Below are 22,983 nucleotides of genomic sequence, written 5' to 3' on the forward strand. Positions count from 1 at the left end.
GGGCATGGTGATCAAGACGGGGAGGGGAGGTCAGAATGAAGCCTAAAATCGTCAGGACCTACAATAGCGTGTGGAAAGTAGAAAAGGTACTTTACGGCATTCAGGATATACCCTTGCCGATACCTCTCACGTATCGGCAGATAGGGTTCTTTGCAGGGGGAGTAATAGTCGTTTGGATCCTAAATCACTTCCCTCCCCTTAGTTTAATTCATTTGACACTCGTTGAGTATATCTTTCTACCGGGATTATTCTCCTGGTTCTTCACGAAGCAGTTGCTTGATGGGAAAGCACCACACCGATTTTTGATCCGGGTGGTGCAGTACCATCTCAGCCCGCGCGTCCTGAATCGCTACAAAGAAGTGAACAGCAGCACGAAGCCTTATAAGTATGGGAGTTCCATCAGTTACAGGGAACTCAGCTACGACAAAAAGGAAGGTGACGCTGATGAACATTGAATTTCCGGTTAAGTATTTTGAAGAGAACCTTGTATTCACGCAAGACGGCACGTGTTGGGCGTATTATCAGCTCTCCGGCTATAACTACGACTTCCTGGCAGACGATGAGAAGGAGTATATTTTCACGAAGATTAAAGCCTTCTTCTGGCAGATCCATCTTGATACCCATATGCTCGTCGTCCCGAACTTCCAATCGATCCAGGAGAAGCATGAGCGTTTCAAGAGCCGACTATCCGGTTCACTCAAGCAGGCGGCGGTCAAGCATACGGATGATGCTGCCGATCAACTGGAACGCCTGCTTGGAAAGGAAGGAACGGAATATCTGTTTTATATAGGCGTGAAGCTGCCGAAGCCCGAAAAAACCCAGAAAAACTCGCTCCTTCAGGACATCAAGGAAGCGTGGAAGGAATTCATCGGATCCGTGAATGAAACGACAGGGCTCGATGCGCCTGAAATCGTCGAAGATGAAATCAAGCGTTACCGAAAGGCGGAACGTCGCATCCACAACAAGATCTACTCTCGCTTTCAAGCAGAACCCGTCAGCGAGGAAGCCATCCAGTGGCTCATCAGACGGAACTTCTACCGGGGGATCGGAAAAGCCCCCATCCTAAAAAACTGGAGCCCCGCCTACAGCGTGCACTACAAGGAATTTGAAGACGGTCATGTCACAGTCAGAAGACCACTCTATCATGACGTCCTGCGGCTCTCTGAAGGGCTTATCGATGATACACCGAAGCGAAGCCTCGTGTTGAAGCAGATCCAGGAAGGGGAGGAGAGAGAAGGGCATGTCGCATTCCTGACCGTTTCCAATGTTCCTTTTGAGATGGAGTTTCCGAACGAGGAATGGATCTATACGATCCAAAGTCTCGATTTTCCAGTTGAACTCAGCATCCGGACCGAGACGATGGATAACCGGAAGGCCCTATCGGCCGTCCGGAACAAACAGAAAGAGCTGAAGGATCAGGACCGTCACGCAAGGGAGACGGGGAATGACACGGGCCTCAACGTACTCGAAGGCCGTCAGGAAGCCCACGAGCTGGAAGCTCACTTGCAAAAATCCCGGATGCCCCTCATCAAGACCTCCATCGTCATCGCCGTATCGGCATCCGATGAAGACGAGTTGAAGCGCCGTTGCGATACGGTGAAGGACCACTACCAAGATATGATGTTTCAGGTGGAACAGCCTTACGGGGACCAGTGGCTCGCCTTTAATGAATTCTTACCTGGGTCGAAGCGCTATGTGAAGGATTATATCCATTACATGGAGCCTGCGACCGTGTCTGGTGGCATGTTCGGGGCCACCAAACAGCTGGGGGACGGAGAAGGCTTCTTCATCGGGACGACGGGAATCCTGGATCAGCCGGTCTACATCATGCCGAACCGGGCCGCCCAAGGGATCCGTGGCACGAAGACCAACGCCCTTTCAGCAGCGTTCCTTGGTTCACTCGGAGGAGGGAAATCCTTCAGTTCCAATCTCATCACCTACCTTTCCGTCCTTTCAGGAGGGAAGGCGCTCGTGATTGATCCGAAGGGAGAGAGAGGGGAATGGGATGAGGATCTCTTTGAGCTTCAGGATCAGGTCAATATCATCTCTCTTTCGGCAAAGCTTGAGGACCGGGGCAGGCTAGATCCGTTCTCCATACATGACGACCGGAAAGAAGCCGAAACCCTTGCCCTTGATATCCTCACCTTCTTGACCGGTGTACGTCTGGATGACTCCAAGCGTTTCCCCAAGTTGACGCAGGCGGTCCGGATCGTCGCTGAAGGAGAGAATCCCTGTTTGATGAAAGTCATGGAGACCTTACTAGATAGTGAGGATGAGGTGGCCAGTCAGTTAGGAGAGCATATCCGGTCGTTCAGCGAGCTGTCTTTTGCACAGCTATTATTCGGGAATGGCGAGAACCATGCGGCCATCAGCCTCGAAACCGCACTGAATGTCCTTCAAATCCAGAACCTTGAGCTTCCGGCACCGGATACGCCACATGAAAAATACAACCTATCGGAGATGCTGTCGGTTGCGATGATGCTTCCCATTTCATCCTTCGCCTTAAAGTTCATCCACACCAATAGAAGCATCTTTAAAGTGGTTCTCCTTGATGAAGCCTGGGCAGTGCTGAACACGAGTCAGGGAAGCCACTTGGCCACACGGCTTGTCAGGGCAGGACGCTCTATGAACGCAGGGATCTACTTTGTCACACAGAACGCAGATGATCTTCTTGATGAGAAGATGAAGAACAATATCGGGATGAAATTCGCCTTCAGGAGTACCGACCCTCAAGAAATTCAGAACGTGCTGTCGCTACTCAACCTCAAACATACGGAATATAACGCTTCAACCCTGAGGGAGCTTCAGAACGGGCAGTGCCTCTTCCAGGACATCTCCGGAAGGGTCGGCGTTGTCTCCATCAACGCCTTGTTCCAAGACCTCTTTGATGCCTTTGATACACGGCCGCCGGTGGCAGAAGCCGTGGAAGAAAAGCTCAGTGACTACGATACGGAGAAGAACCGAGAGCAAACGGGGGTGTATATATGATGAGAAACGTATTTTCACCTATAGTGATTGTCTTTTGCCTTCTTACGTTAGTGGCCTGCGGAAGCAATAAAGTGGAGGGAAAGGGACCTGAGGATATTCCTGTTGAGTGGGTAAACGCAGAGGTTCAGAAAGATGGATCGAAGATGTTAGATCTGCTTAAAGAAAAAACAAATGCTTTAAATTCTGACCAAAAAGCTGAAAATAATACAGTAATAGAAAGCTATAAGCTTACTGAATGGAAAGCAAGTGAAGACCGTTACTTTTACGAAGTTATCTATGAGAATCCACAGACAAGTGGCGCTACAACTGAACAAATGGAAGTGGTTAAAACTAAAGAGGGATGGAAGCGAACTTCCTATAGTGATCTACGAAACTTTGATACATTGACTCAAGATTTAGAGCCAAACGTATTAAAGGAGATGCATGACTAATGAAGAAGTTAGTTAAGTTTGTCCTAGTAGTGACTTTCATCTTTGGTTTTACTCAGGTACCAGTGGCTGCAAGTTTACAAAATAATCTAGTTCCTCAAGAAACTGATGAAAAGCAAGTTGGTGATGTTCCTTTAGAGTATAACGAATATAAAATGCATCATTATCAGTTAGATACCTATGTAGACACCACGAGTGATTGGATGCCTTGGAACTGGGCCGATGGAGCAGGGAAGCAGATATATATAGCATTGATGGAGATAATCAACTCCATTTGGCAGTTAAATGTAGTGCTATCCACTTTTACCATGGTCATCGTCCAAGAAGCGTTCGAATTAGATTTTGTATCCGGAGTAGTGGATGAGGTAGGAGCGTCCATTCAAAATGTGGCTGGATTTAATTCACAGGGTTTCATGTCTAACGGGTTATGGCCCATCATGCTCACCACTATCTTTTGCATCGTGGGAGCCTGGGCCACTTATGTAGGAATGATCAAGCGAGAAAGCAGTAGAGCCTGGGGAGGCCTTATTTCAGCGTTGATTGTCTTTGTCCTCTCTTTGGGTTTTTTCTCAAATGCAGGAACCGTTTTAGGAGGGTTGAATAGTTGGTCCAGTGATATTCAAAGCAAAATTCTAGGAGTCTCTTCAGGGATAGTAAATCCAGGTTCCTCTTATAATGCTGAGGAAGGTATTGCTTCAATGAGAAATCAAATGTTTGATCTAATGGTGAGCAAACCATATAAATTGATGCAATATGGAACTGCAGATGTGGAGAAAGAAAGAGTAGATAAAGTCTTGGAATTAGATCCTCTTTTTGAAGGGGAGGAAAGAGAGCAACAAATAAAACAAGAAGTTGAGAATCAGGAAAATGTGATGATGTCTGTGGATGGGATAAGCCAACGAGCAGCATTTGTACCATTATTGTTCATTGGAAACAGCATCATTGGAGTCTTTCTCCTGATCATTTCTGGCTCCATCATCCTGTTTCAAATGATTTTCTTAGTTCTTGCCCTGTTTGCCCCTGTTCCATTGCTTATGGCCATCGTTCCGAGGTGGCAACAGACGGCTTTCGATTGGTTCATGAAGCTTCTCCATGCGCAGCTGATGAAAATTGGAATTGCGTTACTCCTTACCATCTTGTTCGGGATCTCGGCCATTCTGTATCGAGCCACCGAGTCATCAGACTTAGGGTATTTAGGAATGATGGTGCTTCAAATCATATGTTTTGTAGGCATCTGGGTGAAGAGGAAAGAGCTATTCGGTATGGTCTCCACGGCCGCCAACCATGTTCAAAGCAGTACGGGTCAAACATTACAGAACTATAAGCAAAGGTATAACCAAGCGAGGAATACCATGAACCATTTGAACCGAAGAAACGGTGGTGAGAGCTCCAGGGAACAACCATTGGCCAATCGTAATCAAAGTCGAAAAGGACCATCAATTAATCATCAATCACCTCAGAATGTGTTATTGAATCGAAAGCATAAGCCGGGTGAGGGGACGGAACACTCGATGAATCAAGACCCTCAACCGAGAGGTGAGACTGATTCTGCCAAAATAAAGGATCAGCATCACCTTATGGCGGAAAAGTCTGCTCGAGATGAATCACACTTAAGTGAACGTACACATGGGGCAGATGAAACTGAAAAGCCAAAAGACAGTAATGTCACCAACATTGAAGACTTGCGAAAACGGAGATTGGAGAGAGGTACTGCTGCAAATGCTCCACTTGCGGACAGAAGGACGATCAGTAAAGCGCAACGTGAGTCAGCTTCTGCACGTGAGAACCCGGATCAACCAGAGGTCCAGTCAACAAAACGCAAATCAGAGCGTACAATAGACCTGAAAAATAGCCATGCCCAAAGAGACACCATAAATGACAAGAGCGACCAACATCTTGAAGAAACGCGCAATATGGAAGACAATCGCAAACACGACATCACCAGTCGAACGAAATTGAACGATGAAATCAAGGAAAAGCATCGGACAGATCAAGTCCATCACAACAATGCCTCTTACGAGAACAATGAAACCTCTACCCGTCAGGTCTCAGAGCGAAATCGCCAGACCAATGAAACCAACCGAACGGTTCAAGATGAAAGGATCAACCGGGAAAACATCAATCATCAGGTTCTTGAACGAAACGAGAAAAAAATCAATTTGAAGCGTGAACAAGTGAATGTCTCCAAAATCATTGAACATGTGAAGAGTCAGGACAAGCCTCTGACCAAGTGGGAAGCCGATCAGCAAGTGAAAGCCAAGAGAGTGAAGAAATAATGGAAGGAGTGGGAGGATGTTTGGATGGGATATTCACAACAGTCAATCGGACCGACTCAAACTCTTTTTCTTCCTCTTGGCGGTCTTCCTGGTCATCGGCTTTTCCGCAACCTTTGTATTTCGAAGCAATTATGAAATGGAGTCCAAACCGGTGGAGACAGGATCCGACCAAACGGTTGAATTCCCTTATTCCGAGTCAGGCACTAGCGAAGTAAAACCAAACGAAACCGCAACGTCCGAAGAAGAAAATACCTACGATCAGACTGAGCACTTTACTGAGAAAGAGCTCGAAGAGAGTAAGGAAGTCGCCGTAGCGTTCGCCCGGTCATTCCATTCGTACAGTGCCGATCAGCCAGAAGAGTATCTCGAGAAATCAAAGCCTTGGATGAAGACTTCCTTCTATAAGAAGAAGAGGGATGATGACCGGCGTGAGCCTCTAGGGCGGTCGTATTTAACGGTTGATGAAACGTCCGTCACACCCGTAGTCAATCAAAGTACATCGGTCATTCGCTGGAACGTGATGGTGACAGGAGAAGCCAAAGCCCCGGACGGGTCAAAGACGAAAACCGAAGATTGGTATCTGGTCAGCGTACGCCAAGAGGAACGAGAATGGAAGGTAGAGGATGTGAGAGTCAATGTCCCGAATTAACGAATCAGACATTCCAGAAGAAAGTACGGTAGGGAAAGTAGGAAAAGCTGGCGCCAAAAAAGCCGGGAAACATGTGGCCAAGAAGGCCGGTAAAAAAATTGTTCAGAAAGCAGCTGCCGGAGTGGCCACGAAAACGGGCGGGGCTGCGGCCATCAGCATCGGGTGGCCGGCCGTCATCGCGGTAGTGGTTGTGCTGATCATTTTAGCAGGACTTGCATTTACCTTTATTATCCTTGTAGCAACTAGTGGGGATGAACCGGCTTCAACGGATGGAGTGACCTGGGGGGAAGGCATCTCAGAGATTGGAGAAAATGAGATCCCGGCAGAATTCATCCCGGTCTACAAAGAGGCCGAAGAAAAGTACGGCGTGCCGTGGAACCTACTTGCGGCCCATCACCGGGTCGAGACCCGGTTTTCCACGATCGAACCGATGATTTCCCCTGTCGGGGCCACCGGTCATATGCAGTTCATGCCGTGTACGTGGGTAGGATGGAATCACCCTTCGTGCAGTGGCTTGGGGAAAGGGAATATATCAGAGTCCGAGCTGACGGATCCCGAGGCGATTAAACAGTACGGTGGGTACGGGGTAGACGGTGATGGAGACGGGAAAGCTGATCCCAATAACCTGAAGGACTCAGTGTTTGCGGCAGCAAATTACCTTGCGTCGAACGGCGCTTCTGAAGGGAACATCCGAGAAGCCGTATTCGCTTATAACCATGCGGATTGGTATGTGGAAGAGGTCATGGGATTCGCGGACTCCTATGTAGACGGCTATGTGGCCATTGATACGGGAAGCCAAGAAGAAAGTGGGGTTGAAGTGGTCGATGTTGGACGCGAGTGGATTGGGAACTCCCAATATGTCTTCGGGGGCGGTCGGAATCAAAGTGATATATCCAGAGGGCGCTTTGACTGTTCGAGCTTTGTTCATTGGGCATTTGACCAAGCAGGGATCAACGTGGGTCCTCTCGGCTCCACCAGCACGGATACGCTGAAACACTTAGGGAAACCCATAGCCAAACGTGACATGAAGCCTGGCGATTTAGTTTTCTTTGACACCTATAAACGGGATGGGCATGTAGGAATTTACATCGGAGACGGCGAATTTATAGGAGCGCAGACGAATAAAGGAGTATCCATCGAAGACATGACCCAAGGATATTGGGAAGAAAAATTCAATGGCCGAGTCAAGCGCCTATAAATGAAAGTGGAGATGAACCTATGAGAAGTACAGGAATTGTACGTAAAGTGGATGAGCTCGGGAGGATTGTGGTTCCTAAAGAAATACGCAGGGTGTTAGGGATACAAGAGAAGGATCCAATGGAGATTTTCGTGGAAGATGACATTATCACATTGCAGAAGTATAAGCCAGAAGCCGCCTGTGACGTGACAGGAGAAATTTCTCCAAGGAATCAAACGTATGGCTACGGTCAGATTACACTGAGTCCTGAGGGGGCAAGGGCATTGCTGGAGGAACTGAAGGAAATCGTTGGTTAACATTTATTTTTTCTGGGTTGTAGTCAATTGTTGGTTATAACTATAAGCTTGAAAAATCGGTAAAATGAGCCAGGGTCAGATAAAATAGAGGAACACCATAAGGTACACTGAATCAGCTCGATTACATCTGTACAAACTATTAGAAAACACTATGTAGACAAATCCTGTATTGAAACCTATTGCCACGATTGTGGTCACAAGATGAAGCCAAGACCAGCCACAGAAAAGGGCTTTGGATACTCTGACGAATTCAATAATTTCTTCATTGCAGGTAAGTTCAAGCGTGCTAATGAGATTTCGTGGGAACATTTTGGTTCATCAGAAGAGTCCATCACAGAAGCGATATAGAGCACCATTACCAAATAGGCTTATTAAAAAAACGATAGCGATGATTTGGTTGTGATTTGGAATCGTCATCCTTCTTAATATAAGTATTGCCCCTAAATTTTGCATATATAGAAATATCTCCTGTCAATGTCTGACAATTGGGGTTATTTGATTGACGAACGACTACAAAAGGGTTAGCATAGTTGGTTTTTAAAAGTTCTTGGTTTACTTTGTATACAGAAGTGATATACTTTAACCATGGAGAACACTACAATCTAGACAATGAGACCTGCCGGAGCATAGACTGACAGTCCAATCAGATTACTGTTCATAGCGCAGATCAACGTATTTCGTATGTGTCGGAAACACATTCTAAATTCCAACTACCTAGCAAGGATGAAATGAAGAATCGGTATTCACTAATCAGTCGATTCGCATCCATCCGTAAATGAATGTGGCGTCCAACCACATGCAGCAATTCTTCGAGAAAATTCCCAGGGGGAATTCGCACTCGAAGCCCAGGCCGGTCTTCTAACAATGAGACCACACGAAAAAACCCTCGTAGTTGGCGCTACGAGGGCTTTTTCTTACTTAACATCTCAGAGGGTGAAAGGAACATCGCAACTATGCCACCGCACCTACCTCTATTTTGACAATCCTACCGAGTCATCATCCTGAAGCGTCCATTCTCCAGGGTTCATACATAAGTCTTGGTAGATCCCCACATACTAAGAGTAAGCCTTCTAAGTAGGTCTAGTTGTTTTGTGGTTGATGAATGTTGCTTGCTACCGGGCCTAAAACTTCAAGCACGTTCACAAAAGGATCGAATGAGATCCCAAAGGAATTCAATACAATCAGGCAGAAACACACAGACATAAGCGTAGTGAAAATAGTGATTGGCAATATCAGTGTACCTAAAACATTTGAAATACCTTTGCAACGGTGTGTAAATCCTAAAGCCCCTTCTGGAATTCCAGATTGGGCAGTACTGCCTTGGTCCTCGGTTGATTTGTCTGGAGAACATACAACCTTGTTACGACGCTGAGCCATACCGGACATCACACTCCTTCCGTTGAAAGAATGGGAGGAGCACGGATTCACTCGATGTGAATTTATTGTACCACACAATTTAAGAAATTTATCCAGTTTTCCTACAATGAAACACAACGCATAATGGTCAAAAAATCTCAATCAGTATAGATTGGGATTTTTTTGTGTTCCCAATAGGGAGTACCTTAAAAATATTTTTTGGGGCAACGAAGCAATGCGGGTTCGATGTGTCTCAATAGGGTCCCCTTGATATTTACGTTGGTATAATGGAGAAAAAAGGAAAGGGGGGGCGAAGATGCACTATCTATACAGATTCATTAATAAAGAAGAGCAAATCATCTATATAGGAAGAACCAATCATTTGAATGCCAGGCTCATGAGCCAACACTTCACCGCGCAAGGCCACTTGTCTCCAGAATGTTATGAGGAATGCGCCAAGGTGGAATATGCAGAAGTGAGCAATTAAAATGAAATGCGGATATATGAAATTTATTACATATCCAAATATAAGCCCAAAATATAAGCCCAAATACAACGTGATTTATTCAAATGAGCAAAGGCTTTCCTTTGAACTGCCGGAATTGTCTTGGGCGCATTTCAAAGCCAGAAATAATGATGAGCCGATGACTAATCGAAGGAAATCCTATGAAATCGCATTAGAACAAATGGACAAAAATATGAAGAAAGCGTCCGATGAAGTCCTAACTTTAATCGAGGCTATGGAAAAACTCCCTGATGTTTATAGTTTCAATGAAAATGCGAGAAGGGCATTGCAAAAGATCAAGGGGTCTATGGAAGTGCTAGCTAACGCAGAAGATTACAAAGTGGATAAACGGAGAAAATCTCTAGTGAAAATTAAATAAAGCCATTTAAAGGGCTTTATAAACGAAAATCTTTCAAGCTATCAGCAATCTCATCTTCACGGATCCCTATGTACTTCTTCGTGATCGTGGGGGAAGAGTGGCCGAAAATCTCCATAAGTGTATAGACGTCCTTGGTCCGCTTGTAATAATGATACCCAAAGGTTTTCCGCATCGTATGGGTGCCGATGTCGTGACGACCAATCCATTCGCCAGCCGCAACCAAGATCCGGTAAGCCTGGGTGGTGCTGATATGAATGTCTGTTTTCTTACTGGGGAACAAGAAATCATCCGGCTGCTTCCCTATACAATATTCAACAATGTCCTCTTGGATCGCGATTAAGTGGAGTCGCCGTTTCTTTTTCGTTTTCTTTTTAAGCAGATCGGCATAAGGCTTCCCATAGATGTCGCCGACCTTCAATTTGACCAGGTCGCTGATCCAGAGGCCAGTATTGATCCCAAGGGATATTGGAAGCCAACAAAATGACCCTAGATACCCGATAAACTTGCCTGGTCCATTTGAAGTTTATTTAGCAATGCCCATAATTAACTATCCTTAATTATCTTCTGAACAATTTCTAAAGCTGCATATTTCTCTTCTGAGGATCCTAGTGTATGCCCTAAATTAATTATGATGGCATCAGCTGGAGCATTTTTATCTATCTGGTGGCCAGCCTGAGTTTGAACACCTTTAGAAAGTCCAGGATATGTAGTCTCCATAAGATCATGCAGTTTAAAAGCTAGTCCTTTATTTTCGGTAGTGTTACTTACTTCTAAAGAGACCCTTGGTATATCCACTTGATCAATGGTGAACGTATCTGTTTTTACAGTATTATCGAATTTAAATACCACCTTAGCGTCCTGGTATTGATTATATAGATCTTGAGGGAGAACTTCTTTAGCCTCTGAATGGTATAGGGTGTACTCATTGGAGGTATCTGGTTTTGTGTGACTTACATCTATTCCAGAATCGCTTTTGGGAGAGGCGGGGGCATTGGACTGACAGCCAGTTAAACAAATGAGCGAGAACGCAGTACCTACTAATAATTTCTTCAAACTATAGACCTCCTTTAGAATGTTACTACTACTATTATACTCAGGAATACACGGGGGTAATACCACTATTTGTAAATTATCTTACATTTTAGATTAATATAGACATCTATAAGGTAGCAGTATGAGAACATATAATAGAAGGAAAGCGACAAAACAGGCTGCCGATCACTCGGTAGCCTGTTTTAAATTGCGCTTATTCAGCTCTTTATACAATAACGACTTGCTTACACCGGTTTCCGCTGTGATCTCGGAAATTGTCAACTTGCGTGCATCATATAAGGATAAGGCGTACCGGATCTTTTTCGGATTCATTTTAGGTCTTCCCCCGCGTCTGCCCCTGGCCCGGGCTGCAGCCAACCCAGCGGACGTTCGTTCACGGATCATGTTTCGTTCTAATTCGGCCATGACTCCAATCATGCCGAACATGGCCTTGTCGATCACTGTCCTTTTATCCAATTGCTCTTAGATTCATGAGCTTCTTCAACCTCCTCTAGCAGACACCGAGACTAGGGATGAAGGTATGAGAAGTATAGTAATCCTTTGTAAAGTTGATGGAAGGTGCATTCGTGTAAGAGCTTAACTATACATGAGTAGGATGTGATAGTAATTTTCTAGGGGATTTTTCTTGGAGAAGTATATGAGAACGATCAAATTACGTAGCCCTGAAGGGTCGAAGGCATTGCTCCAAGAGGTTAAAGATATAGTTGGGTATCAAGGTTGTATACGATTCCTTAAGAGTTTGAAAGAATGTTATGGAGAATAGATATATAACATAAATAAGGTTTGGATACACCAAAAAACCAACCGATAAAAATATGGTTAGTTGGTTTCATGGGTTCTTAATCTGGCTTATGTGGGGCCATCATTCCTTAATTCCTTTCGATTTGAAAAGAGTAAACAATTTCTCCCTCTGTCTGACCTTTATTTGTGTTCCAATACACTAAAAGGTCGTAAGTGTACACACCTTTTTGATCAGGAACTAAAATTGAACCATCCTCACTTACGGTCATGTATTCGTCATCTAATTCTCTGACTTTATAATTAATTGTATCAGGCTTAGGCTTACTAAATTTAATTGAAATATTGGAATCACCTTGTGCTTCAATAAGATTATTAATCTCTTCTTTAGCAATTACATCATCTGTGGATTTCTGCTTTTTTTGACAATCTTCTAGGCCCCAGCATCTCTCGATAGATTGTGTTTTGATTTTTTCTTTTCCGTACGAAATGTCAGGTGAGGGGAGGTCTTGGTCGGCCAAATCCTTGTTACATGCACTTAGAATCAATAATAAAGTAATAAGCATTACATATTTAATTTTCTTCATAGTTACAGTTGCCCCCTTGAATTATTATTCTAAGTAAAAATCTTGAACTAGAAGTTCTTCGGTGTTATCGGGTATTTTATACTTTTTTGTGAATTTAATTTTATCCTTGGATAAAGAGTACTGAGCAATATTATTATCTTGTCCTGCCTCAATCTGAGGTAATAAGATAAATATTTTATTATCCTTAACCCGCGTCTTCATTATAAATCTTTTTGTGTCTATAGAATTTATTAGTTCGAACTTTTCATTAAATAAGCCCAATACACCATCGGAAGATGTAATTAGGAACTTCTCATCAACAAGGTTTATATGAACAGGGTCCTCGAATGGCAATTTTATGTAATTAATTTTATGTGTTGAAGTATTCAAATATGTAATTTTTTCTTTTGTCAATATTGCTAGCTCGTCCTTTATCACTAACATATCGTCTGCAAAATGGTAATCTAGCTCAATTTGTTTCTTAATTTCACCTTCCATGTCTAATATATATAGTATTGAACTTTTTTTATGAACTAGGTCCGCAAAAACATAGATTTGATTGTTATGTATAGTGCCTGTTCGCAAGAATCCTTCTAATTCCTTTTTTTTCTCCTCATCTTTAGTCTTAACAACTAATATATTTTTCTCCAATTCTTTATTCAAACTAAAAATTTTTACATTTTCCCATTCTTTGAAGAAATTTGTAGGAAAGTCATAATCATTTTGTGCAATTTTTTTGTTATTAGTCACTTCAACATGAATATTCCCATGATTACCTGTTAGTAAAATCTTGTTTTCTTTTTTTACTACGTTCGTTAAGCCTTGGGCATCAATAGATAATTTTTCTTTGGACTTATTTTCTAAATCATAACGTATCAATTCGCTTTTTGGCTCCATAGAATTAGTATATATTAGACCAATATCATACTTTGATTTATTTTCTGAGATGTAAAAAGCGATACTGAGTAAAAAAATAGATATAACTATCAAAATTATTTTTTTCATAGAAACTCTCCCTTTTAAAGAAGGACGAAGATAAATAATTATCTTCGCCAGAAATATTCATACATTATTTAGAATAAAACATGGTTAAAGCACCACCATCATTGTTATACAAATCGGCTGGGGAAACAACTGAACCGCCATCATCTATATCAAACCCTTGCTGATACCAAGCTCTCCAAACAAGTTGAGAACAGTACCACCTGTCTGTCGGCCACTTACCAAAACCAGTATTGTAAGGCTCTCCTAATTGGGCTTTGGCATAATTTTCAGCTTTATCGTAATGGCTCAATGATGCGCCCTTAACCCAAAATCCTCTAACCTTATTATACCTAGTTTTCCAATCGTTCTTTTTGTATTGAACCCCTCCATTAGGGTAGGCCTCGATTGTGTAATTATCATCCCATCGCACAATAGCAGCATGTCCGTAATTAAATATGCCCTTTGAAGAACTTGAGTCCATTGTAGCTAGCACGTCTCCTTCTGTACCAACAGAACTACTTGTAGCTAATGCATCAAATTTGGAATCTGTTCCAGGTTTTCTGTATTTCTCAATTTCTTCGTAATCCAACTTCTTTGGTTCACTTTCACTATTTAGCATCTTAGCTTTTAGTTCTTGCTCTTTTACTTCCTTGGTAAGTTCCGCTTTATCAATTCCTGCTTCTTTAGCAGTACTTTCAATAGCATCCATTTGTACTTTTGTAAGTGAAACACTCTCTTTTGAAGGGGATGCGAAGGCAGATCCAACACCTAAACCAGAAAACAATATAACTGACGCAACTACACATTTTGAAGCCATCTTATTAAAACGCAGGGTAATCACTCCTATAAAATTTTGACCGGTCTAAGGTTATTATACTATAAATATCTAAAATTTCCATAAAATTCATATAATTACAAAAATTAATTTATTTCATACTTCATTATGTAACCCTCTCATACAAAGTGCTATGTAGATGAAAGGTGAAAAAACAGGCTACCGATTACTCGGTAGCCTCCTGCAAATTGCGCTTATTCAGCTCTTTATACAATAACGACTTACTTACCCCCGTTTCCGCGGTGATTTCCGAGATCGTCATTTCTCTGGCGTAATATAAAGATAAGGCGTACCGGATCTTTTCCGGATTCATTTTAGGCCGCCCTCCGCGTCTGCCCCTGGCGCGTGCTGCAGCCAACCCAGCGGACGTTCGTTCACGGATCATGTTTCGTTCCAATTCAGCCATGACCCCAATCATTCCGAACATCGCCTTGCCGATCGCTGTCCTCGTGTCCAGTTGCTCCGAGATACTCACGAGCTCTACGTCTTCTTCCCGTAGGCGATCGGCAATTTCGATCAGCTGCTTCTGACTCCTGGCCAAACGATCCAATTTATAGACGACTAAGGTATCGCCAGATCGAAGGTGGTCCAAGCATTTGGTCAGTTCTTCCCTATCCCATTTTCCACCAGATTCTTTTTCGGCATAAATTCGCTCAACCCCATATTTCTCCAGCGCATCTTTCTGCAGCTCGAGGGACTGATCTTTCGTCGACACCCGCGCATATCCAATTTTCATACCAACATCTCCCTTTTTTATGCTTTAATCGTACACAAAACCTATGGAACGGTCAACATAGAAAAAAGGACGGGTTTATGAACTTAGGTACGGGTTTATGGACTATTTGGATACATAGCTAAATAGATGTCTACTTAACCTTCGTTTTATGGAAATCCATCCTATCAATTTCAAGAAGTAGTTAGTCAGTTACTTTAAAAATCTGACTACGTAAAATTAGTAAATATTTTACATGTTAGCTTTCTTTTTGATACAATAAACAAGTCTGAAAAATAAAAATTAACAGATATTTAAGGGGGTATTAGGATGAATAATTTCAAAAAATCAATTCTTTTGGAGGGAAATAGAAATGGCTAGATGCACAGCTCCAGTAAGGGGACATAAATCAGCTAGCGCCAGAGCCAACTGTCCAGCATGCGGTGGGCGTTCTTATGGCGGCGGCTACAGCTCATACTCATCTCCGTCTTATTCCTCGGTGCCTAGGGGTGTGAACAGCCAAAGTAATAACGGGGCATCCAGACAAAGTGCAAAGCCACGGTGGTCTAGGGCTGGCTCGTCCGTGTCATACACCATTGAAGAAGTTAGGGCACTCACTCCAGTCCGTCAGAATGTAGAAAAACTAGCAGATAAACCAGACCTGCGCGACGTCTTCCTATGCCATGCGTGGGATGATCGCAAGGGGATTGCCAAGGAGTTACACGATTTACTAGAGTCACTTGGTGTCTCCGTCTGGTTCAGCGAAAAGGACGTTGGTCTGGGCGTACCTTTACTTCGCGCAATAGACAAGGGCTTGGTGAATTCACGAGTTGGTCTTGTCCTTGTGACCCCTGCAATGCTACGCCGCCTTCCAGCAGAGGGCATCGCCGATAAAGAACTCTCTGTACTCCTCTCTCGTGACCGTCTTATTCCGATTGTGCACGGTACTACGTATGAAGATCTTCGCGAAGTCAGTCCTTTGCTCGGATCGCGAAGCGGTCTGAATACTGCAGAGGATTCAATAGAAGACATCGCAACTAAGCTTGAAGAACTTGTCAATGTCTAGACCCTATTAGTAAATAATTCGTTAGTAAAAAGGTTGATCTTAAATAGATCAATCTTTTTTACTATTGAATATGGAGTTTATTGTTAGGGTCTTTACGCATATATTAATCATGCAGGATAAGTTCTTTTATTGAAGTACCGGATATTTTCATTAAACAAAAGTCGTTCCCATCTGTTGTATCATTAAATCACCGCCACATTGTCGTTTCAAAATACCTACATAAGTGGCAAAATATAACTTATTAATGTATAGTTTATCTAAAAGAGGGGGAGTACATTATCAGCGTCCGAGGGAATGTAAGGGATAGCATTGACTACGAAAATCACCTCTACGACAAACACATGATCGAGCTTGAGTACATCATTATCAATGAACAAGCTTACACCTTTTATTTTACTGCCAATCGAAAGTCATCCCTTTTACTGATAGAGGATGGAACCCTTCTTAAGCAGTCCGTCCCGAATAGTGGTAGAGGCTATGAAGTAAGAAAAAAAGCATTGAAGAGAAAAGTTCAAACGATGGCCCGGAGGCATTACTTTCTCCATAAGCTCCTTCCGCACCCCAAGCATTATAATGTGGAAAAGACAAACACCTACGTAGGATCTTACAGAAGATTAATGAAAAGTATCATATTTAAATAGAATGTTTACCTAAGTGTAAATGTTTACGTAAACATTTACACAAACATTAACACAAACCATTACCTTTATAATTATAGAAAACCTTTAATACTCCCAAAACCGATCTAGGCGCATTAAGGGTTTTGGTTAGCTGCAAGCCACAGAATCGGAAGGAGAGGTTTTGTATGAATGTAGGATTTTTAGAAGGATTTAAAATCGGTTTTGGGCTACTCTGGACTATTTTAATGTCAGAGCCTTTAATAACGTTAGGAGTTTTCTTTATTTTAGGCTTGGTCATTGCTATTCCGATTGTGATGGATATTCGTAGAGAACAAAAGCTTAAAGAATCCGGGATCAGGGAAATCGATCAGATGTCCGGAAGGGATTTTGAGGAGTACCTTAGAGTCTTATTGAAGAATTTAGGTTTTCGCGTGAAATTGACACCCGCCAGTAGAGATTATGGGGCTGACTTGATCCTCACCACTAGTGATCAACGAATTATTGTGCAAGCTAAGCGATATAAGAAAAATGTTGGCATTAAAGCCGTGCAAGAGATTGCTTCAGCTAAAAGCCATTACAGCGCGGATGAGTGCTGGGTTATCACCAACAGTTTTTTCACTGAGCCAGCAAAGAGGCTAGCGAGTTCAAATCACGTCAGATTGGTTGATCGTGACCAATTGATTGACTGGATACTGACTTTAAAGAAGAAGACAGCTGACATTCCTCCTATTCAAGAAACAACAAGAAAATTATAGGACTTTTAAAGGTCTTAAGAACAAAGTAGCTATATTAATTCGGTGTTATGTATGTAGTGTTTTATCTTGTAAGCTTTGCTGTGTAATCAGCAGGGCTTTTTTACTTTATTATCTTCCCCGTGTGCTAAAGGTCTCCTCACTGTCCTTCGTTGTTAACAGGTTGTCGCTTAAGCGATCAACAGTGCTCTCTCTTTAAAGACCCAAAGAACCTCCTGGCAGCAGCACTACATCCTATAAGAAAGCAAAAACGCTTTCTAACAGTCTGTACGTGTCACTGTGGCACTAAAGGGCTCGATAACCACGGTCTGTACGACTCTCACCTACATTCCGTAGGTTCCTGATCCCTTTGCCTGTCGGCCGTACCCCATGAGCCGAAATTCCTCAGACCTTGGGCTCCTCGCCCAAACCCAGCCATCGGTAGCCCGTTGGATTGCTCCCTTTCACTCGGACCAGGGGGGTCTTCTTTGGATTTCCTCAGTGCGTCCAAGAAAGCGTAAGGAAGCCCTACTCCTTCCCTATGTTTGCAAATAGTGCTGATGATTAGTGAAAAGAGTCCTCTAACGGCTCTTTTTTTGTTGACCTAATGAATGATTGAGGGTTCTTTATCCTAGTACATAAAAACAATTACGTTTATGATTACATAAACATTTTCAATTACAAGAATGTTTATGTTTGTATGAAAGACATAAGAAATAATTTGGTTTGATTGAATGAAGGCTGTCGTCAATCAGAAGATCTTTACATACACATATATGATAAAAAACGAACGGAAAGGGTGGCGAGATGCTTCCATCATTAATCCTGATTACAGGGCTAACTACGAGGCACCAATCAATGGTATCTAAAGCTCTTAAGGAAATGACCACTACATTTTATATTTTCGATATGAATATACTTGTTGGAGATGGGGGGACTCAACTTCCCCATCTTTGGATGAAAATCGCCCGTGACAACGCTGAAGGGGCTATCTCAACCGTTTTGTTTGGGGAGGCGGATCCCGTACGGAACCTCGTCGATACATCAGGATCAAAAGAATTTCGTTCCGTGTATACCTTGACTCTGATTGATGACGGGTTTGATCGCTTAAGCGATAAAAAAAAGACTTATCTTGTACCAAACAAGGTTTCCATATTCGAAGAGGCAGAGATAGTGGTGCAGGAGAACCGAGATTCCCAGGTTCTAACCATTAATTTAACACATCAAACCCCTGAAGATGTAGCTTGGTTACTATACTGCTGGGTAGAAGATCGATTGAGTGCACACTAGTGTATAGCAACATAAAGGGGGCCCATGCCCCTTCTTTTTATTTATACCGTTTGTATGACTATGACAAGGGCGCCTTACTTCGGGTGTCGAACCCTCGCAAGGCGGTTACCTGAAAAGCGCAGCTCTTCAGATAACCGCCTTTTTTTCGTGACTTTTCTAAAAGAAAGTCCCAAGTCAAAAAGGCTTTTAGAAGCAGTTGGACGGTTTGGAGAGGGCGTCGAACTCCCTCCAAACCGACTGTCTCCGGCTCCGCCTCCAACAGTACGCCCCCTTTTCTTTGAAAGGGGGCGTTTCTCATGCCGCCTACCGGGCATCGAGCCCTCGGCGGCACCGGCTGGACCCTTGCGGGTTTCTTGCAGCCGGGGCGGGTGACGTTCCCTTCTCCTTCCTTCTTTCTCTTCAGTGTAACAAGTTCGCTTATGACAGAGGGAAGGGCGGGCGTTCGGGGAAAGAAAACGGCAAAGCCAAGTAGGCTAAGGGGCCGTAAGGAAAAGGTGCGCTTCCTAACGGCCCCTAAGTCATTAGGCTTCCCTCGTTTTCTAACGATCCATCCCAAAAAGCCTGGGATGGACCTACCCCTCTCTGGCGAGTTCGCTTCTTCGTAAGCGAACCCTTCCCTCTGTTTGCGCGAATTGTTGTGTGGGTGTCAAATACGGAAGGGAGAGATTTACATGAAACAGCGATTTTATAGCGAAAAAGGGTATAGGATACCAACACACGATCAGGGAGGAGAGAGCATGTCGATCCAATGTGAATTTGCTGAAGGGGACCGGGTGTACGTGAAAGCAGGTATCACCATTTACAAAGGCGACGTAACTGAGGTAGAGGCTCACGGCATCTGGATCACCTTAGACCTTGAAACAGAAGAATTTCTGTCCTTCGATGACTTGAAGGGCTGGGAGTGGGCCATCGAGTAGGCTGTCAGGAAGAACGGAGGGACAGTGTGTCCCTCCGTTCTTATTTTACATACGTAATTAATAACATTAACGTTAACATTTACGTAAACGTTTATGTAAATGTTAGTGTTTTTTTAGAAATGCCGCCTTGCTTCGGGCGTCGAACCCTCGCAAGGCGGTCGCCTAAAAGAGCTGCGCTTTTCAGGCGACCGCCTTTTTTTCGTGACTTTCCTAAAAGAAAGTCCCCAGTCAAAAAGGCTTTTGGGAGCACTCGGACGGTTTGGAGGGGGTGTCGAACCCCCTCCAAACCGACTGTCTTCGGCTTCGCCTCCAACAGTACGCCCCCTTTCAATGTGAAAGTGGGGCGTTTATCTTGCCGCCTACCGGGCATCGAACCCTCGGCGGCACCGGCTGGACCCTTGCGGTTCTTCCTGCAGCCGGGAGGGGTAGAGTTTCCTCCTCTTTCCTTCTTTCTCCTCAGTGTAACAAGTTCGCTTATGACAGAGGGAAGGGCGGGCGTTCGGGGAACTAAAACGGCAAAGCCAAGTAGGCTAAGGGCCCGTAAGGAACAAGTGCGCTTCCTAACGCTCCCTAAGTCATTGGGCTTCCCTCGTTTTCGAACGATTCATCCCGAAGAGCCTGGGATGGATCTACCCCTCTCTGGCAAGTTCGCTTCTTCGTAAGCGAACCCTTCCCTCCGTTTGCGCGAATTGTTCAGTAGGGGTCAAATACGGAAGGGAGAGATTCACATGAACATGAAAAAAGTATATGAAGTGGTTAAGATCAAACAGGTGATCAAAGAGGTCGCGGAAGAAGAAAAATTCATCATCCGGTGCCCGCAGGACGGGGCAAATGTCGCCGCAGAATTCATCGGAGATGAGGACCGGGAAGTGTTCTTCATCCTCTGCATGAACACGAAAAACCACGTGGTGGCCGTGCATCGGTGTCACGTAGGGGGACTGAATGCGAGTTTGGTAGTGCCGCGGGAGGTCTTCAAGAGCGCCATCCTCAATAATAGCGCCTCGATCATCCTATCGCATCAGCATCCGAGCCAGGACGTAACCCCCTCAAGGGAAGACATCGAGGTGACACGTCGCCTCGTAGAATGTGGCCGACTCCTTGGAATCGAGGTCCTGGATCACTTGATCGTGAACGCAAAAGCAAACTTCTATAGCATGAAAGAAAAAGGGCACCTCTAGTAAAAGGGGGAGAAATCTCCCTTTTTTAGTCGGAGTAGTTGTGAATTAGAAACCATTTCTGTAATCAAAAACAATTACGTAAACGTAATTGTTTTTGATTACAGAAAAATCCCTTATTAACACTGATTAAATGAAATTCATATAGGCTATATTTTTCAAGAGTACTGAACCCTTCCAATCTTCTGTGGTAGCTGTTGGTCTAAATGGACCTGGAACGGTAACTCCGAAACCTAATGTCTCAGTTAGTGCTACACAGGCAATTAAGCTGGTAAGCTTCTCCTTTCATTTATACCCTTACTTGTAAAGCAGGGCGGCTGCACGACAGGCTGTAAAAAAGCACAGAACGCTTTTTAACGGCCTGTACGTGTCGCTGTGGCACTAAAGCGCTCGATAACCACGGTCTGTACGCCTATCGCCTACAGTCCGTAAGTTCCTGATCCCTTTGCCTTTCAGGCCGTACCCCACGAGCCGAAGAACGGGTGGGTCAAAATAGCCATTAAAGAGCAAGAAATGTTCTTTATGGATTTTGCCTGCATTGCTTTATAGAAATTTTTCTTCCTCAGGTCTACTTTATAGTTCAAAAAACCAGGTCATTCCTTTTGATAGGAATGCCTGGTTTTACTAGGTTGGGAAGTAGCTTATTTACCTTGTAGAACGTTCAAATTTGGTTCATGGAATGGTCCTTTTTTCGTTTTCATCTTTTCGTTTAACCCTATAATAAACAACAGGTTTTGCCTGTCCCCATGTCACGATGTTCTGAGATCTGCTTATGCTTTCTCGGTACAAATTTCATTCAAAGAGTACAGTGTTCCAACTGTTCCTGACAAATCGATCCGATCGAAGTCTTCAAGGAAAAATCGTCCAGTAAAGACGGTCAGGCCACCGTCCAAGAAGAGTTCTATGCTTGAGCGGTCGAGATACAGGCACCCTTCGTGTTCTTCAGGATTCAGGCGCTTGCTGTATCTCACTTGCCCGTAACGCTCATTGTAGAGGATGGTGGTCTTCGAACGATCAAGGGTATATTCGCCATCCGAAGATTGGAAGGTGAGTGATTCGCCTCGTCCGTTAGATAGGGTGATCTGGAATGAGCTGCTGACACGGAAACGTAGTTCAAGGCTTCTCGTCTGAAGGAAATGTTCCCCCTCGATGCGGATTGATTCTTCCCTGAGCTGGTGAAGTTCCTTAAGCGGCCACTGTTTCAATCTGTCCCCTTCGACGGTCACTTCCCTCGGGATCGTGAGCATGTGAGCCCATTGGTTCCCATCTGTCGGATAGGGACTTTTTGAGTTGCCTAGCCAGCCGTATAGGATGCGGCGCCCGTGCCGATCTCTAAAGACCTGCGGTGCATAAAAGTCAAAACCTTTATCCAACTCGTAAAATGTATCTTGGTCATACTGAAGGGTGTCTGGGTTGATCATAGATCCGACAGCATAAACGACGGAGAAGACGTTGCGGTAATCGTATCGATTGGGGCTCTCGATTCCCTGTGGGGAAAAGATCAGGATGCCCATCCCATCTTCCTCGTAATAGTTTGGGCACTCGATCATATAGCCGAAATGGTGATCCAACAGTATAAGATTGCCCAAGTATGTGAATTCGGACGGGGATACCCCTTTGTATAGCATGATGATTCCCTTGTGTTCAAGATCCTCAGCACCTACGAGCATGTAATAGCTCCCGTCCTTCTCATAAACGAATGGATCCCGGTAGTTAAGCGTCGAAACGGTGGGATCCCAGCGAGCGATGGCCTGTTTGGGCGTCAGCTCCCCGTCCTTGATCTGCGCGTGAAGGGTGGTGGGGATCTTGTCCTCTCCTTTGATTCCGGTATAGTACAGATGGACATCCCCTTGATCTTTCAAGGCCATTCCCGTGTAGCAGCCCTCATGATCATCCGGGTGATCAGGGGAGATCATGCACCCGTGGTCATGATAGTGGATGAAATCCTCCGTCGAAACGTGGTACCAATACTTCAACCCGTGAACGGGACCGATGGGGAACCACTGATAGAAGAGATGGTAGACGCCTTCCTCATCCTGGTACAAACCGTTCGGGTCATTCAATAGTCCGTGTTCCGGTGCGATGTGATACCCCGGATAATAGGGGTCATTCTTCGCTTGTTCACGAATGGCGTTCAAGTAGTCATCGGATACGTCCGTCAGACGGACATTCCTATTCTGACGATTAGAAAAGTCGATATAATGCATTTTATCCCTCTCTA

The 22,983-nt window shown here is 44.1% G+C and carries 24 protein-coding genes; 15 read left to right on the top strand and 9 right to left on the bottom strand.

Annotation, left to right across the window (positions count from 1 at the left end; all coding sequences use genetic code 11):
* Window positions 1-35 precede the first annotated feature (35 nt).
* From ACNA6I_RS23350 to ACNA6I_RS23385, 8 genes are all read left to right on the top strand, one after another.
* The gene (locus ACNA6I_RS23350) at window positions 36-455 is read left to right on the top strand and encodes a conjugal transfer protein (RefSeq protein ID WP_048014320.1); all 420 of its coding nucleotides are present in this window, start codon (window positions 36-38) and stop codon (window positions 453-455) included.
* Window positions 445-2,988: an ATP-binding protein gene (locus ACNA6I_RS23355; protein WP_416314281.1), complete on the top strand. Its 2,544-nt coding sequence runs from the start codon at window positions 445-447 to the stop codon at window positions 2,986-2,988. Before ACNA6I_RS23350 ends, ACNA6I_RS23355 begins: the two co-directional genes overlap by 11 nt.
* Complete coding sequence (locus ACNA6I_RS23360) at window positions 2,985-3,419, top strand: lipoprotein (RefSeq protein WP_416314282.1); 435 nt, start codon at window positions 2,985-2,987, stop codon at window positions 3,417-3,419. Before ACNA6I_RS23355 ends, ACNA6I_RS23360 begins: the two co-directional genes overlap by 4 nt.
* Window positions 3,419-5,692 carry a CD3337/EF1877 family mobilome membrane protein gene (locus ACNA6I_RS23365; protein WP_416314283.1) on the top strand — a complete coding sequence of 758 codons (2,274 nt, stop codon included), beginning with the start codon at window positions 3,419-3,421 and terminating at the stop codon, window positions 5,690-5,692. Before ACNA6I_RS23360 ends, ACNA6I_RS23365 begins: the two co-directional genes overlap by 1 nt.
* Window positions 5,693-5,708: 16 nt before the next feature.
* The gene (locus ACNA6I_RS23370; RefSeq protein WP_416314284.1) at window positions 5,709-6,341 is read left to right on the top strand and encodes a hypothetical protein; all 633 of its coding nucleotides are present in this window, start codon (window positions 5,709-5,711) and stop codon (window positions 6,339-6,341) included.
* A complete protein-coding gene (locus tag ACNA6I_RS23375) occupies window positions 6,328-7,539 on the top strand; it encodes an NlpC/P60 family protein (RefSeq protein WP_416314285.1) in 1,212 nt (403 codons plus the stop codon). The genes ACNA6I_RS23370 and ACNA6I_RS23375 overlap by 14 nt, the downstream gene beginning before the upstream one ends.
* Window positions 7,540-7,559: 20 nt before the next feature.
* Window positions 7,560-7,835: an AbrB/MazE/SpoVT family DNA-binding domain-containing protein gene (locus ACNA6I_RS23380; protein ID WP_416314286.1), complete on the top strand. Its 276-nt coding sequence runs from the start codon at window positions 7,560-7,562 to the stop codon at window positions 7,833-7,835.
* Between the two features lie 201 nt (window positions 7,836-8,036).
* The gene (locus ACNA6I_RS23385) at window positions 8,037-8,183 is read left to right on the top strand and encodes a hypothetical protein (RefSeq protein WP_416314287.1); all 147 of its coding nucleotides are present in this window, start codon (window positions 8,037-8,039) and stop codon (window positions 8,181-8,183) included.
* A gap of 732 nt (window positions 8,184-8,915) precedes the next feature.
* Here the strand turns inward: ACNA6I_RS23385 and ACNA6I_RS23390 are convergent.
* Window positions 8,916-9,212 carry a hypothetical protein gene (locus ACNA6I_RS23390; RefSeq protein WP_416314288.1) on the bottom strand — a complete coding sequence of 99 codons (297 nt, stop codon included), beginning with the start codon at window positions 9,210-9,212 and terminating at the stop codon, window positions 8,916-8,918.
* A gap of 295 nt (window positions 9,213-9,507) precedes the next feature.
* Here ACNA6I_RS23390 and ACNA6I_RS23395 point away from each other — a divergent pair, with 295 nt between their 5' ends.
* The gene (locus tag ACNA6I_RS23395) at window positions 9,508-9,678 is read left to right on the top strand and encodes a GIY-YIG nuclease family protein (protein WP_416314289.1); all 171 of its coding nucleotides are present in this window, start codon (window positions 9,508-9,510) and stop codon (window positions 9,676-9,678) included.
* A gap of 16 nt (window positions 9,679-9,694) precedes the next feature.
* On the top strand, window positions 9,695-10,075 hold the full coding sequence (locus tag ACNA6I_RS23400; RefSeq protein ID WP_416314290.1) for a hypothetical protein: 381 nt from the start codon (window positions 9,695-9,697) through the stop codon (window positions 10,073-10,075).
* Between the two features lie 16 nt (window positions 10,076-10,091).
* Here the strand turns inward: ACNA6I_RS23400 and ACNA6I_RS23405 are convergent, their stop codons facing one another.
* The 7 genes from ACNA6I_RS23405 to ACNA6I_RS23435 form a co-directional block, all read right to left on the bottom strand.
* Complete coding sequence (locus tag ACNA6I_RS23405; protein WP_416314313.1) at window positions 10,092-10,574, bottom strand: tyrosine-type recombinase/integrase; 483 nt, start codon at window positions 10,572-10,574, stop codon at window positions 10,092-10,094.
* A gap of 44 nt (window positions 10,575-10,618) precedes the next feature.
* Entirely contained in the window at window positions 10,619-11,128 is a 510-nt protein-coding gene (locus ACNA6I_RS23410; protein WP_416314291.1) for a stage II sporulation protein P, read from the bottom strand.
* Between the two features lie 165 nt (window positions 11,129-11,293).
* The gene (locus tag ACNA6I_RS23415) at window positions 11,294-11,584 is read right to left on the bottom strand and encodes a recombinase family protein (protein ID WP_416314292.1); all 291 of its coding nucleotides are present in this window, start codon (window positions 11,582-11,584) and stop codon (window positions 11,294-11,296) included.
* Between the two features lie 413 nt (window positions 11,585-11,997).
* Window positions 11,998-12,453: a hypothetical protein gene (locus ACNA6I_RS23420; RefSeq protein WP_159130452.1), complete on the bottom strand. Its 456-nt coding sequence runs from the start codon at window positions 12,451-12,453 to the stop codon at window positions 11,998-12,000.
* Window positions 12,454-12,477: 24 nt separating this feature from the next.
* On the bottom strand, window positions 12,478-13,437 hold the full coding sequence (locus ACNA6I_RS23425; protein WP_416314293.1) for a hypothetical protein: 960 nt from the start codon (window positions 13,435-13,437) through the stop codon (window positions 12,478-12,480).
* Between the two features lie 64 nt (window positions 13,438-13,501).
* Window positions 13,502-14,233: a YiiX/YebB-like N1pC/P60 family cysteine hydrolase gene (locus ACNA6I_RS23430; protein WP_159130450.1), complete on the bottom strand. Its 732-nt coding sequence runs from the start codon at window positions 14,231-14,233 to the stop codon at window positions 13,502-13,504.
* Window positions 14,234-14,417: 184 nt separating this feature from the next.
* Window positions 14,418-14,987, bottom strand: coding sequence for a recombinase family protein (locus tag ACNA6I_RS23435; RefSeq protein ID WP_416314294.1), 570 nt, complete (start codon window positions 14,985-14,987; stop codon window positions 14,418-14,420).
* A 349-nt stretch (window positions 14,988-15,336) separates the two neighbouring features.
* Here ACNA6I_RS23435 and ACNA6I_RS23440 point away from each other — a divergent pair, with 349 nt between their 5' ends.
* The 5 genes from ACNA6I_RS23440 to ACNA6I_RS23460 all read left to right on the top strand — a co-directional run bounded on the left by ACNA6I_RS23440 (window position 15,337) and on the right by ACNA6I_RS23460 (window position 20,765).
* Window positions 15,337-16,029, top strand: a complete 693-nt coding sequence (locus ACNA6I_RS23440) for a toll/interleukin-1 receptor domain-containing protein (protein ID WP_416314295.1) — start codon at window positions 15,337-15,339, stop codon at window positions 16,027-16,029.
* Between the two features lie 805 nt (window positions 16,030-16,834).
* Complete coding sequence (locus tag ACNA6I_RS23445; protein WP_416314296.1) at window positions 16,835-17,404, top strand: restriction endonuclease; 570 nt, start codon at window positions 16,835-16,837, stop codon at window positions 17,402-17,404.
* 834 nt (window positions 17,405-18,238) lie between these two features.
* Window positions 18,239-18,670: a hypothetical protein gene (locus ACNA6I_RS23450; RefSeq protein WP_416314297.1), complete on the top strand. Its 432-nt coding sequence runs from the start codon at window positions 18,239-18,241 to the stop codon at window positions 18,668-18,670.
* 671 nt (window positions 18,671-19,341) lie between these two features.
* Window positions 19,342-19,587: a hypothetical protein gene (locus tag ACNA6I_RS23455; protein ID WP_416314298.1), complete on the top strand. Its 246-nt coding sequence runs from the start codon at window positions 19,342-19,344 to the stop codon at window positions 19,585-19,587.
* A gap of 734 nt (window positions 19,588-20,321) precedes the next feature.
* On the top strand, window positions 20,322-20,765 hold the full coding sequence (locus ACNA6I_RS23460) for a JAB domain-containing protein (protein WP_416314314.1): 444 nt from the start codon (window positions 20,322-20,324) through the stop codon (window positions 20,763-20,765).
* Window positions 20,766-21,532: 767 nt separating this feature from the next.
* On the opposite strand, the gene ACNA6I_RS23465 is transcribed toward ACNA6I_RS23460, so the two are convergent.
* Entirely contained in the window at window positions 21,533-22,969 is a 1,437-nt protein-coding gene (locus ACNA6I_RS23465; protein ID WP_416314299.1) for a glycoside hydrolase family 32 protein, read from the bottom strand.
* Window positions 22,970-22,983 lie beyond the last annotated feature (14 nt).

Origin of the sequence: Rossellomorea sp. FS2, assembly GCF_047915635.1 — a bacterium.
Classification (GTDB): domain Bacteria; phylum Bacillota; class Bacilli; order Bacillales; family Bacillaceae_B; genus Rossellomorea; species Rossellomorea marisflavi_A.

Coding starts and splice junctions, on each gene's coding strand:
- ACNA6I_RS23350 (WP_048014320.1), top strand. CDS start 36: ATGAAGCCTAAAATCGTCAGGACCTACAATAGCGTGTGGAAAGTAGAA.
- ACNA6I_RS23355 (WP_416314281.1), top strand. CDS start 445: ATGAACATTGAATTTCCGGTTAAGTATTTTGAAGAGAACCTTGTATTC.
- ACNA6I_RS23360 (WP_416314282.1), top strand. CDS start 2,985: ATGATGAGAAACGTATTTTCACCTATAGTGATTGTCTTTTGCCTTCTT.
- ACNA6I_RS23365 (WP_416314283.1), top strand. CDS start 3,419: ATGAAGAAGTTAGTTAAGTTTGTCCTAGTAGTGACTTTCATCTTTGGT.
- ACNA6I_RS23370 (WP_416314284.1), top strand. CDS start 5,709: ATGTTTGGATGGGATATTCACAACAGTCAATCGGACCGACTCAAACTC.
- ACNA6I_RS23375 (WP_416314285.1), top strand. CDS start 6,328: ATGTCCCGAATTAACGAATCAGACATTCCAGAAGAAAGTACGGTAGGG.
- ACNA6I_RS23380 (WP_416314286.1), top strand. CDS start 7,560: ATGAGAAGTACAGGAATTGTACGTAAAGTGGATGAGCTCGGGAGGATT.
- ACNA6I_RS23385 (WP_416314287.1), top strand. CDS start 8,037: ATGAAGCCAAGACCAGCCACAGAAAAGGGCTTTGGATACTCTGACGAA.
- ACNA6I_RS23390 (WP_416314288.1), bottom strand. CDS start 9,212: ATGGCTCAGCGTCGTAACAAGGTTGTATGTTCTCCAGACAAATCAACC.
- ACNA6I_RS23395 (WP_416314289.1), top strand. CDS start 9,508: ATGCACTATCTATACAGATTCATTAATAAAGAAGAGCAAATCATCTAT.
- ACNA6I_RS23400 (WP_416314290.1), top strand. CDS start 9,695: ATGAAATTTATTACATATCCAAATATAAGCCCAAAATATAAGCCCAAA.
- ACNA6I_RS23420 (WP_159130452.1), bottom strand. CDS start 12,453: ATGAAGAAAATTAAATATGTAATGCTTATTACTTTATTATTGATTCTA.
- ACNA6I_RS23425 (WP_416314293.1), bottom strand. CDS start 13,437: ATGAAAAAAATAATTTTGATAGTTATATCTATTTTTTTACTCAGTATC.
- ACNA6I_RS23430 (WP_159130450.1), bottom strand. CDS start 14,233: ATGGCTTCAAAATGTGTAGTTGCGTCAGTTATATTGTTTTCTGGTTTA.
- ACNA6I_RS23435 (WP_416314294.1), bottom strand. CDS start 14,987: ATGAAAATTGGATATGCGCGGGTGTCGACGAAAGATCAGTCCCTCGAG.
- ACNA6I_RS23440 (WP_416314295.1), top strand. CDS start 15,337: ATGGCTAGATGCACAGCTCCAGTAAGGGGACATAAATCAGCTAGCGCC.
- ACNA6I_RS23445 (WP_416314296.1), top strand. CDS start 16,835: ATGAATGTAGGATTTTTAGAAGGATTTAAAATCGGTTTTGGGCTACTC.
- ACNA6I_RS23450 (WP_416314297.1), top strand. CDS start 18,239: ATGGTATCTAAAGCTCTTAAGGAAATGACCACTACATTTTATATTTTC.
- ACNA6I_RS23455 (WP_416314298.1), top strand. CDS start 19,342: ATGAAACAGCGATTTTATAGCGAAAAAGGGTATAGGATACCAACACAC.
- ACNA6I_RS23460 (WP_416314314.1), top strand. CDS start 20,322: ATGAAAAAAGTATATGAAGTGGTTAAGATCAAACAGGTGATCAAAGAG.
- ACNA6I_RS23465 (WP_416314299.1), bottom strand. CDS start 22,969: ATGCATTATATCGACTTTTCTAATCGTCAGAATAGGAATGTCCGTCTG.